General features: G+C 64.4%; 7 protein-coding genes. All 7 read left to right on the top strand.

Annotated features, from left to right (window positions below):
- Window positions 1-194 precede the first annotated feature (194 nt).
- The 7 genes from AC0GUR_RS19860 (at window position 195) to AC0GUR_RS19890 (ending at window position 11,874) form a co-directional block, all read left to right on the top strand.
- The gene (locus AC0GUR_RS19860; protein WP_199096830.1) at window positions 195-551 is read left to right on the top strand and encodes a response regulator; all 357 of its coding nucleotides are present in this window, start codon (window positions 195-197) and stop codon (window positions 549-551) included.
- A 30-nt stretch (window positions 552-581) separates the two neighbouring features.
- Window positions 582-953 carry a response regulator gene (locus tag AC0GUR_RS19865; protein ID WP_472879241.1) on the top strand — a complete coding sequence of 124 codons (372 nt, stop codon included), beginning with the start codon at window positions 582-584 and terminating at the stop codon, window positions 951-953.
- 7 nt (window positions 954-960) lie between these two features.
- Window positions 961-1,500, top strand: coding sequence for a chemotaxis protein CheW (locus AC0GUR_RS19870; protein ID WP_472879242.1), 540 nt, complete (start codon window positions 961-963; stop codon window positions 1,498-1,500).
- Between the two features lie 117 nt (window positions 1,501-1,617).
- Window positions 1,618-3,648: a methyl-accepting chemotaxis protein gene (locus tag AC0GUR_RS19875; protein WP_472879243.1), complete on the top strand. Its 2,031-nt coding sequence runs from the start codon at window positions 1,618-1,620 to the stop codon at window positions 3,646-3,648.
- Window positions 3,649-3,735: 87 nt separating this feature from the next.
- Complete coding sequence (locus AC0GUR_RS19880; protein WP_472879244.1) at window positions 3,736-9,750, top strand: Hpt domain-containing protein; 6,015 nt, start codon at window positions 3,736-3,738, stop codon at window positions 9,748-9,750.
- Window positions 9,743-11,401 carry a chemotaxis protein CheB gene (locus tag AC0GUR_RS19885; protein ID WP_472879245.1) on the top strand — a complete coding sequence of 553 codons (1,659 nt, stop codon included), beginning with the start codon at window positions 9,743-9,745 and terminating at the stop codon, window positions 11,399-11,401. Before AC0GUR_RS19880 ends, AC0GUR_RS19885 begins: the two co-directional genes overlap by 8 nt.
- The gene (locus AC0GUR_RS19890; RefSeq protein ID WP_472879246.1) at window positions 11,398-11,874 is read left to right on the top strand and encodes a chemotaxis protein CheW; all 477 of its coding nucleotides are present in this window, start codon (window positions 11,398-11,400) and stop codon (window positions 11,872-11,874) included. Before AC0GUR_RS19885 ends, AC0GUR_RS19890 begins: the two co-directional genes overlap by 4 nt.
- Window positions 11,875-12,154 lie beyond the last annotated feature (280 nt).

Genomic DNA, 12,154 nt, shown 5'->3' on the forward strand with positions numbered 1-12,154 from the left:
GCGGTAAACAGCAACGCACGAGTGCCTGCCGGCTGAATGGTTGCCGTACGTCTTACCGACAATACGGATTTTCTCCAAATGGGACCGCTAGCCCTGAGCTAGTGGTCGCGCGATTTACCTGAGCCTGGGGCGGGTCGCAGGGGGGTGTTGTGAACTTGAACATAAATGGAAATGGCCTGGCCGGCCTCAAGGTCATGGTTATCGACGACTCGAAAACCATCCGTCGAACCGCCGAAACCTTGCTCAAGAAGGAAGGTTGCGACGTGCTGACGGCGGTGGACGGATTCGAGGCGCTCGCCAAGATTTCCGACCAGAAGCCGGCGATCATCTTCGTCGACATCATGATGCCGCGCCTGGACGGCTATCAGACCTGTGCGCTGATCAAGAACAACCCGCAGTTCCGCGGAACGCCGGTGATCATGCTCAGCTCGAAAGACGGTCTGTTCGACAAGGCACGCGGCCGCATCGTCGGCGCCGAACAATATTTGACCAAGCCATTCACTCGCGACGAGCTGCTCGGCGCTATCCATCGACATGTCTGCACGGTGTAAGGCCGGCGACTACAGGGTCTAGGGGGACCTGTGGCCAATATTCTAATCATTGACGATTCGCCGACTGACGTGCGGGTGTTCACCACGCTCCTGGAGCGTGCGGGCTACCGCGTCGATTCCGTCGGCAACGCCGAGGAAGGCATTGAGCGCGTACGCGCGGCGAAGCCGGACCTGGTCATCATGGACGTCATCATGCCCGGCATGAATGGCTTCCAGGCTACGCGCACGCTGACGCGCGATCCGGATACATCGAACGTTCCCATCGTGATGATCACCACCAAATCGATGGAAACCGATCGCGTGTGGGGCTTGCGCCAGGGAGCGCGTGCGTTCATCACCAAGCCGGTCAACGAAAGAGACCTGCTGGCCTGCATCAACGACCTGCTTCCCAGCGCTGCCTGAGGCAACGATGAGCCAGACCGCCTCGCTCACGCCTTTCGAACTCCTTGCGCACTACGAGCGACTGTCGCTGGCTCACGCCTCCGGCACGCCGGAAAAGCTGGAGGCCCCTGGCCTCTGGCGTGGCATCGGTTTTCGCTCCGGTAGCCGCTTGTTCGTCAGCGGCATCGACGAGATCAGCGAACTGCTGGCCGTACCGTCGCTGACCCCTGTGCCAGGCACTCAGACCTGGCTGATGGGCGTGGCGAACGTGCGAGGCAATCTGGTGCCGGTAATCGATCTGGCGCGTTTCCTGTTTGGCGACCGTACGCAGCACACCGAGCGTACGCGCTTGCTGGTGGTGCGTCAGGGCACCGGCAGCGTGGCGCTGCTGGTGGATGAAGTCTTTGGGCAGCGCACGGTGGATGCCGAGCAGCGCCGCCATGCCGAGCAAGAGGACGACCCGCGCTTGACGCGATTCGTCGACGATCGCGTAGGCGAACCGCAGCTGGCCATGTTCAACATGGCAAAGTTGGTGCGTGCGCCGGACTTCCGCCAGGCCGCGGCCTGAGCAGCAACAGTTTGGATGACAAGTAGGGCCGGCGCCGTTCGAGGCCGGAATCAGGGCGATGATCCGAAGCCTTCGCCGGCGAGCAGCGGCGGGGTGTAGACGGGCGAGGTGAACGAAATGAGCACTACAGGGGGCGTGGGCAAAGAGCGAGGCTATACAAGCCTCATCATTGCACTGGTCATCGCGTTCGGTTTTACGGGTGTGGACTTCGTCATGCTCACGCTGCGGGGTCGTGAAGACTCGCAGGCAGTGGGTCTGACCACCCAGATCCAGGTGTTGTCGCAGCAGACGGCAAAATATGCCATCGAGGCTGCCGACGGTAACGTCGACTCCTTCAAAGAGTTGGAAACCAACCGCAACGCCATCGACTCGGCGGTGCAGCGTTTGGCCAAGGGCGATGAGAAGGGAGGGCTGAGGCCCTACGCCGACAACAACGCCTCGGCCGCCGGCCGCGCCGTTGCTGCCCTGGGCAATGCGTGGGGGCAGCTCGACGCTGACATCGGAAAGATCCTTTCCAACAAAGCGCTGGTGGTGGACTCGGCGCAACGCGCCGGTGCGCTGTCACGCGATCTGCCTCTGCTCAATTCGAGCATGGAGCAGGTGGTGAACATCCTGCAGCAGCGGGGCGGCAGTGCCGAGCAGACCTACACCTCGGCCCGTCAGATGTTGCTGGCTGACCGTATGATCCGCCGAGTGCAAGAAGTGCTACAGGGCGGCGATGCCTCGCAGCCCGCCGCAGACGGCCTGGCCCGCGACGGCCAGCTGTACGGTTCGGTGCTCAAGGGCTTGCTCGAAGGCAACACCGAAGTGGGCGTGCGCGCCATGGGTGATGCGAACGCGCGCAAGATCCTTGGCGATATGCAGACGCAGTGGGACAACCTGCAGGATCCGGTCGGCAAGCTGGTCTCCGCGGCCGGTAACCTCAGCGACGTGAAGCGCGCAGGCAACCAGGCGTCGCTGGACTCGCAGAACGTGCTGCTGCGCGCGAACGAACTGGCTGATCAGATCGGCAAGTTGCCGACCCGACGACTGTTTCCCAACCTCTGGTGGGGTGTGCTCGGCGCCATCGGTGCGGCAGCCTTCCTCATCGTGCTCGTGGTGCAGTTGATCTCCGACCAGCGTCGCCGCTTCCAGGATTCGACCGAACTCAACCAGCGTAACCAGGAGGCCATCATGCGCCTGCTGGACGAAATGGGTTCGCTCGCAGAAGGTGACCTGACGGTCAAGACCACGGTAACCGAGGACATCACGGGCGCCATCGCCGACTCGGTGAACTACGCCATCGACGAGTTGCGCACCCTGGTGACGACGATTAACGAAACGTCGGAGCAGGTGTCGTCCTCCGCACAGGAAACGCAGACCACTGCGCGTCACCTGGCAGAGTCCGCACAGCATCAGGCGCAGCGAATCAGCACGGCCACCACCGCTATCAACCAGATCGCGAGCTTGATGGATACCGTGTCGAAGGACTCCGCCGAGTCGGCCGACGTGGCCGAGCGCTCGGTGAAAATCGCTTCGCGCGGCGCCGAGGTGGTGCGCGAGACGATTTCGGGCATGGACTCGATCCGCGACCAGATCCAGGAAACCTCCAAGCGTATTAAGCGCCTGGGTGAGTCCTCGCAGGAAATCGGCTCCATCGTGGAACTGATTAACGATATTGCCGAGCAGACCAACATCCTCGCTCTCAACGCCGCCATCCAGGCCGCATCGGCCGGTGAAGCAGGCCGCGGTTTCGCGGTGGTGGCGGACGAAGTGCAGCGACTCGCAGAACGTTCTGCGAGCGCCACGAAGCGAATCGAAACGCTGGTGCAGACCATTCAGTCCGATACCAACGAAGCGGTGAACTCGATGGAGCAGACCACCGCCGAAGTGGTGGCCGGTGCCCGACTCGCGGAAGACGCGGGTAGCGCGCTGGGAGACATCGAGCGTGTGTCGCACGATCTGTCCGCGCTGATTCAAAACATCTCCACCCAGGCGCGCCAGCAGTACACCGCGGCTACTGATGTCTCAGTGTCGATGAACGCGATTCAGGAAATCACCTCGCAGACCTCGCAAGGCGCAAGCCAGACGGCCGACTCGATCGGTTACCTGGCCCAGCTGGCGAGTGACCTGCGGCGCTCGGTGGCGCACTTCAAGCTGCCGGGTTGAGAGTAAAGCTGGCTGATAACGATTTTTCACAGGGGGCAACCTCGATGGTTGCGTGACAAGCCGTTACGTGGCCGCTGAGAGGGGCGCATGAGACTTCAAGACCACATCGATTTCACCACGCTGCAGTGGGTAAAGCCCGAGCTCGACGAGACGCTTGGCGTAGCCCGCGACGCGCTGGAATCCTACGTCGACAACCCGGGCAACCGGGATGCCATGCGCTCCTGCGCGGACAGCTTGCACCAGGTGCTGGGCACCTTGCGCATGGTCGAGCTGTACGGCGCGGCGATGGTGACCGAAGAGATGGAAACACTCGCCATCTCGCTGCTCGAAGACCACGTGGCTAATCGCGACGAGGCCTATGCGGCCTTGATGCGTGGCCTGATGCAGTTGCCTGATTACCTGGAACGTTTGTCCGGCGGTCATCGCGACGTGCCGGTGGTGCTGTTGCCGCTGCTCAACGACCTGCGCGCCAGCCGTGGCCAGCAGGCCTTGCACGAATCGGCGCTGTTCACGCCCAACCTCGAGATGGCCCTGCCGGCGCACGCGCCGGCCGCGCTGCATGACGTGGTGTTCGAGCGTCAGCGCAACGAAGTGGCCACGCTGCGTCTGCGTTTCCAACAGCAGTTGCTGTCATGGTTCCGAGGTCAGGGCAATGACCAGCAACTGACTGGCATGATCCAGACGCTGGATGCGATTACCGCGCGTTGTCACAGCGTGCCGGGTCGCCGCCTGTGGTGGATTGCTGCCGGCGTGCTCGAAGGCGTGCAACAGGGCGCCCTGAAGAGCCAGGCCAACGAAGTGCGCCAGCTGATCGGCAAGGTGGATCGCAGCATCCGTCAGCTGGTGGAGCATGGCGAAGCCAGCCTGCGCGGCGGTGACGCCGACGAACTGGCGCGCAAGCTGCTCTACGTGGTGGGGCAGGCGCGCCAGGGCAGCCCGCGCATGGAGCAGCTGCGTCAGACCTATGCACTCGACGCGCTGCTGCCCGAGGCCAGTGAAATCGAACACGCACGTGGCTCGATGGCGGGTCATAACCGTGCGCTGCTCGACTCCGTGGCCAAGGCGCTCAAGGACGACCTGCTGCGCGTCAAGGAATCGCTGGACCTGTTCCTGCGTCAGACCGACGCCGATCCCGCGCAGCTGGCCAACCAGACCGAAATTCTCGAACGCGTGGGCGATACGCTGGGCATGTTGGCCCTGGGTGTGCCGCGCCGCGTGGTGAACGAACAGCGCCGCGTACTCGAAGAGATCGCCAGTCGCGTACGCGCACCCGACGAAGAGCTGCTGCTCGACGTGGCCGGTGCGTTGCTCTACGTCGAAGCATCGCTGGACGATCACATCGAAAGCCTGGGTGCCGACGAAGAAAACCTGCCCGAAAGCCCCACCACCATGCTGCCGCGCAGCGAGGCTCGCCATATCCTCGCCACGTTGATGCACGAGGCTACCGCCAACACCGGCAAGGTGAAGGAAGCCATCGTCGCCTACGTGGAATCGGGTTGGCACCCGCTGCAGCTGGCCAACGTGGGCGCGCTGATGGACGAAGTGGCAGGCGCCATGCGCATGCTGTCCGCGCCGCGACCCGCTGAGCTCGCCGAAGGCATTGGCCGTTTCGTTGGCAACGAATTGCTGGCGGATCGCCGCGTGCCCAGCAGCGCGCAGATGGATCAGCTGGCCGATGCGCTCGCAGCGCTGGAGTACTACCTCGAGGCGGCACGCGAGCATCGCGGTGGCCTGGAACATATCCTGGACGTGGCCGAACACAGCCTCAGCACGCTGGGCTACTGGCCGCCGCCGGCCGCACGCGCGCCGGCACAGGAAGAGTGGGACGAAGCGCCCGCGCACATCGCCAAGGCGACGGACGCAGCGCTGGCTGCCGCGCTCGCCAGTCAGCCGGGGCTCACCGAAAGCGTCAGTCTGGCGCACGGCGACGACCTGTCTGGCCTCATCGTGGGCAGCAGCGATACGCCGCAGCCCGTCGCGCATGAAATCACCGGCCTGCGTCTGGCCGACACCGAGCACGTCAGCCCGCAGGAAGTGTTGCAGGGCGATGGCGAGGAGTGGGTGGAGATCGAAGAAGAGATCTTCGAGCAGGTGCCGGTATCCGGTGCTGCCGCGGTCGACGCGGGCTTCCAGTCCAGCACGGCCGGCATCGACGACGACATCCGCGAGATCTTCCTGGAAGAAATGCAGGAAGAGATCGACAGCCTGCATGCCGCCCGCCAGTCCTGGCTGGCGGACACGCAGCAGCTCGCCGCGCTCACCCCGATTCGCCGTTCCTTCCACACCCTCAAGGGTTCCGGCCGCCTGGTCGGTGCTGCCCTGCTGGGCGAGTTCTCGTGGAAGATCGAGAACATGCTCAACCGCGTGTTGGAGCAGTCGATCCCGTCGCACGAAGGCGTGCAGGACGTGGTCGTGGCCGCCATCGACGCCCTGCCGCAGTTCCGATCAGCGCTGATGGGCGAGGGCGCCGTGACCGCACCGGTCGCCGCCATCATGGATACCGCCGAGCGCATCTCCGCCGGTCAGGAAGATGCACGCCTCGCCGATGTGGTCACGCCAGCCATCGCGACCGAGACAGTGCGCCGCGTAGTGCGTCGTCGCGTGCCGCGTGTGGATGCGGCAGCAGCAAGCATTCCCAGCGCCAGCCTGGCCGAGATCGAAACGACGCCGACGGAAAGTTTCGCGCCGGTGCACGAAACGATCCATGCGCCGGTGATGCCGCCGATCGATCCGGTGTTGCTGGAAATCCTGCGCAGCGAAGTGGCGCAGTACCTCTCCACCATTCGTACCGCCATCAACCGCGTCAGCGGCGAATTGCGCGTGGACGACGGCCTGCTGCGCGCGGTGCACACCCTGCACGGCGCGATCGCAATGGTCGACGTGCCGCTGCTGACCCAGCTGCTCTCGCCGCTGGAAAGCCTGCTCAAGCGCCTGCGCGCCGCCAATCTGCCGCTCTCCACCGAGGGCGTGCACTTGCTTGGCCAGAGTGCCGACGCCGTTGATCACGTGATGGCGCAGTTCGATGCGGCTTCGCCGCAGCTGCCGGATCTCGACAGCCTGATCCAGCGCCTGACCGAGCTGCGCGACAGCCAGCCCGAACCGCAGGTGGCGCACGTCCTGTTCGAGCCGCACGCGGACGACATGGACGAAGCGCCTGCCGCTGCCGCCATCGATACGACGCACGAAGACGCCCTTGCCGCTTCGCTCGATGCTGCGCTGTCGACAGCGCACGGTCACGCCACGGAAGAGCCCGTCGTTGCGGCACCGGCCACGTCCGAAACCGACAACTACGCGGATGAGTTGCTCGCCGCGTTGGGCGAGTTCGATCTCGACGCCCACCTGCCTGCTGCCGATCAGGTGCCAGTGAGCCACGTTGTCGAGGCGACGCCGGCAGCTGCTCGGTCGGCGGAAGAGGATGAGTTCGCAGCGGTTTATGCCGAGCTCCTCGGCGAAGCCGAAGCGCTCGAACTCGACACGAAGGGCGATGGCGCCGAGGAATCGATCGAGCACCTTGTGAGCCACGAGCTCAGCCTGGATGCATTGACCCCGGCCGAGGACGTGCACCACCTGCTCGCCGACGACGTAGAAGAAGTCGATGTGGGGCCCGTGGTCGAACACGACGCCGACGTCGTGGAAACGACGACGGAACATGTCGAACCGATGGTCGAGGTCGTCGAGCCGCTCGTCAGCGAACCCACGCACGTTGTCACCCACGATGTGGAAGAGAGCGAGCACATGCTCGACCTCGGCCAGATCGACCCCGACCTGCTGGAAATCTTTGTCGAGGAAGCTCGCGAGCTTCTCGATCATTCCGACGGCGTGCTCGCCCAGTGGCGCGCAGAGCCGATGGCGAGCGAATATCTCGCTGAACTCCTGCGCGACCTGCATACCCTGAAGGGTGGTGCGCGTATCGCAGGTCTGGTGCCGGTGGGCGACCTTACCCACGCTATCGAAACCGCGCTGGAAAAGCCGCTGCAGGCCGATGCGGCCCATATCGGTGGACTGATCGCGGCGCTGGAAGCCGGCTTCGACAAGATGCATGGTCTGGTCCAGCGCGTGGCGCAGGGCCGCCCGGTGCCGTATCCGCAGGCGATGATCGACCGCTTCCTGGCGATGGCGGGCGAAGAGTCGCATGCGACGACGGCTGCTGCGGCGCCAGCATCCGCCACGGTACTGCCGTTCCCCGAACGCTCGAGCTTGCTGCCGGAACTGTTGCCGGAAGAGCGCGAAGAAGCCGCCAGCACGTCGCAGGAACAGATCCGCGTTCGCGCCGAGCTGCTCGACACGCTGGTGAACCATGCAGGCGAGGTGGCGATCTATCGTTCGCGCCTGGAACAGCAGGTGGCCGGCTATCGCTTCAACCTGGTCGAGCTCGACCAGACCGTGCAGCGTCTGCGCAGCCAGCTGCGCATGCTGGAAATCGAAACCGAAGCGCAGATCATCGCGCGCTTCCAGCGCGAGCATCGCGAAGCGGGCATGGCGGTGTTCGATCCGCTCGAGCTCGACCGCTTCTCGCAGCTGCAGCAGTACTCGCGTGCACTGGCCGAGTCGGTATCCGACCTTGTGTCCATCCAGGGCATGCTCGACGAACTCACCCGCCAGGCCGAAACGCTGCTGATCCAGCAGTCGCGCGTCAGCTCGGAGCTGCAGGAAGGTCTGCTGCGCACCCGCATGCTGCCGTTCGACACCATGGTGCCCAACCTGCGCCGCACGCTGCGTCAGGCGGCACAGGAAGAAGGCAAGAGCGCCCAGCTGTATGTGGAAGGCGCCCATGGCGAAATGGACCGCAACCTGCTCGACCGCATCAAGGCGCCGTTCGAGCACATGCTGCGTAACGCTGTCGCTCACGGTATCGAATCGCCGAACGACCGCCGCAAGGCGGGCAAGTCGGCAGAAGGTTCGGTGCGCATCCGCGTGGCCCGCGAGGCCACCGAAGTGGTGGTGCGTGTGACCGACGACGGCCGCGGCCTGGATCGCGACGCCATCCGCAAGCGCGGCGTGGAACGCGGCCTGATTCGCTCCGACACACGCCTCAGCGACGACCAGGTGCTCGCGCTCATCACCCAGCCGGGCTTCTCCACCGCCAGCACCGTGACCCAGCTCGCCGGTCGCGGCGTGGGCATGGACGTGGTGGCGAACGAAATCAAGCAGCTTGGTGGCGCGCTGTCGATCGAATCGAAGGCCGGCGAAGGCACCACTTTCGTGCTGCGCCTGCCGTTCACCCTCGCGGTGACCCAGGCCATCCTGGTGCGCATCGGTGAATCGACCTTTGCCATTCCGATGACCTCGGTGCAGGGCGTGGCCCGCATCAGCCCGGCCGAACTGGCTGAGCGCATGGCCGAAGCGGAGCCGTCGTTCGCCTATTCGGGCGAGATGTACGACATCCATGACCTGTCCGAGCTGCTCGGCATCCTGGCCAGCCACGCCGGCGACGAAGAGCAGCTGCCGCTGTTGCTGACGCGCTCAGGTGACCTGCGTGCGGCCATCCGCATCGATGCGGTGATCGGCTCGCGCGAAATCGTGGTGAAGTCGGTTGGCCCGCAGATCAGCTCGGTGCCGGGCATTCTCGGCGCGACCATCATGGGTGACGGTTCGGTGCTGATCATTCTTGATCTCGCCCCGCTGGTGCGCCATGGCGTCGTGCGCCGTCAACAGCGTCTGGACGAGGGCCTCAGCGCCGTGCCGACGCCGGTGGTGGAAGAGCCGCGCGTGCGTCCGTTGGTGATGGTGGTCGACGACTCCATCACCATGCGCAAGGTCACCAGCCGCGTGCTGGAGCGCCACGAATACGAAGTCAGCACGGCGAAGGACGGTGTCGACGCCATCGAGAAGTTGAACGAACGCGTACCGGACCTGATGCTGCTCGACATCGAAATGCCGCGCATGGACGGCTACGAGTTGGCGACGCATATGAAGGCGGATCCGCGCCTGGCCGGCGTGCCGATCATCATGATTACTTCGCGTACTGGCGATAAGCACCGTCAGCGTGCGTTCGATATCGGCGTGGATCGCTACCTGGGCAAGCCTTACCAAGAGGTGGAATTGCTCGCGCAGATCAGCGAGGTGCTGGAGCAGCACCCCACGGAGTCGTTCAATGGCTGAAGCGGCGACTGCGGTAGCACTGGTGTTTGACGATGTCGAACTGGGCAGTCAGCTGCGTGATGCGCTGCGGGAGCGCGGGGCGCGAATTGTGCACGAAGGTGCACTCTCCACCTTGACCCGGCAATTGATCCACACCAGCGGTGCCGAAGTGCTGGTGGTGAATCTCGATGATGATGCCACCGACGAACTGGATCGCCTTTACGACGTGATCGATGGCGACCATCCGCGTGTGGTGTTCAACGATGCGGCCGCCAGCCGCGCACTCGATGGCTGGGATCGCGCTCGTTGGGCACGCCATCTCGCAGTGAAAGTGATGGCGCAGGGCGACCTCGATCCGCCGCGCCCACAGAATGCACCGGTAGTGCTGGTGATGGAGGAGAGCGAATCGGTAGTCGAGCACCTCGACATGCCGCCGCTCCCCGAAACTGCCACGCAGGATGTTGAGTCCGCGGTAGCCGTGGAGCATGTGGCCGTAGCGATGCCAAGCGCCCATATGGCTGAGTTCCAGTCCGAAAGCCTGGCTGCCGAACTCGAAGCACTGATGGCGGCTGACGAGCCCGCCGAGGAAGAGGATTTCGGTTCCGGGCTCAAGTTCAACGCCGAGGATGAATTGCCTCCGCTGCATGACGGCCACTTCGGTGTCGATACCTTCGTCACGCAGGGCCCGGCACCCATCGAAGAGGCACCACAGGAAGCGGTGGTTCGCGCGATGCCGTCGTTCCAGCTCGATCATCTGGAGCTCGCGCCGATCGACGAATCGTTCATGCCTGCCTTGGCGTCCGACGGCAACGAGTTGAAAATTTCGGCGCCCACCTTCAGTTCGGCATCAAGCTGGTCTCTGGTCGACGAAGACTATGCGCCCCCGTCGGTACCGACACCGGCGCCTGCGTCGGCGGACTTCGGCGTTGAGAAACTCAGCGCCGCGGATTACCTCGCACCGGAAGGCGGCGACGAGGCCTCGTCATTCATCCAGCCGGGCATGACCCTGGAGCTGGTATCGATGGAAGAAGCCATTGCTCCCCCGTCGACCTATGTGGGCGGCAACGAAATGCTGCTCGAAGGCCTCGACAGCGCGATCAGCCGCCTATTGGTGTTGGGCGCCGCTGCGGACAGCGTTGAAGCGGTGTGCACCTTCCTGTCGCGTCTGCCCGCGGATCTGCGCGCTGCCGTGCTGCATGTCCAGCATACGGGCGGCAAGTCGCTGGAATCGATTTCGGACACCCTGGCCATGCACAGTTCGTTGCCCGTGCGTGTAGCCGCGCCGGGCGCGCGCGCGCGCACTGGCGAAGTGCTGCTGGTGCCCGCGGGCCAGCAGGTGCGGGTGTCCCGTGATGGTGGCATCGAGCTGCAACCGTTGAACGGGCAAGATGTACCGAGCTCCCCGATCGATGCCAGCTTCACCATGGCGGCCAACGTGTTTGGCCGCAATGCACAGGCGATTGTGTTTGCCGGCCATGCCAACGATGGTGTGGGCGGTTGCCAGGCGATCCACGATCGCGGTGGCCAGGTATGGGTGCAAACGTCCGATGACGGGCATTTCGCCGATATGGTGCATGGCATCGAAGCCGAACGTTTGAACAGCTATTCGGGCACGCCTGCTGAACTGGCGGCGCGCCTGGTCGAAGAGATGTCGATGGAGGGTCGGCGATGAGCGATTTACCGCTACCTCGTGAAATTCGTTGTGTACTGGTGCCGGTGGGCAATCTGCGTCTGTTGCTGCCCAACGCCACCGTGGCCGAAGTGATCACGCAGCCCACGCCTGAGCCGGTGGAAGGTGCGCCGGCATGGTTGCTGGGGCGTATCGCGTGGCGTGGCTGGCGCGTGCCGCTGCTGTCGTTCAATACGCTGGCGGGTGCTGGCGCGGGTGACAGTGAGCAGGCCGTGCGTGTGGCGGTGCTGAAGGCGCTGGGTGGTCATGCGGATCTGCCGTTTATCGCGGTGGTGACGCAGGGTTTTCCGCGCCTGACGACGCTCAACGCGGAGTTGATAATTCCGACGCACGATGGTGCGGCGTTGCCGCCGGGGGTGCGTGCGCAGGTGTTGGTGCGCGATGACATTGCGGTGATTCCGGATTTGGAAGGTATTGAGGCGGAGTTGGTCGAGTTGCTCGATTTGGCGAGCTGAGCTCGCTAGCTTCTGCTCCCTCTCTCCTTCGGGGAGAGGGTTGGGGTGAGGGGTGGGTGCTCGCGAGAACGCGTGTCCCCCTCACCGTCTCATACCCCCTCACCGTCACCCCGGCGAAGGCCGGGGTCCAGTGACTTTGCGCTTGATTCTCGCCGGGCGTTCCCGCCAGCGTGCCGCCTACGACGCGGAGCTAGTCCCGTGGGACGCGGCGGGCGTTTCGATCGTCTGCCGACGACGCAAAGCTAGTCCCCGTGGGACGCTCGAGTCACTTTTCTTTTGC

Source organism: Dyella sp. PARNA 12/25 (genome assembly GCF_055702865.1).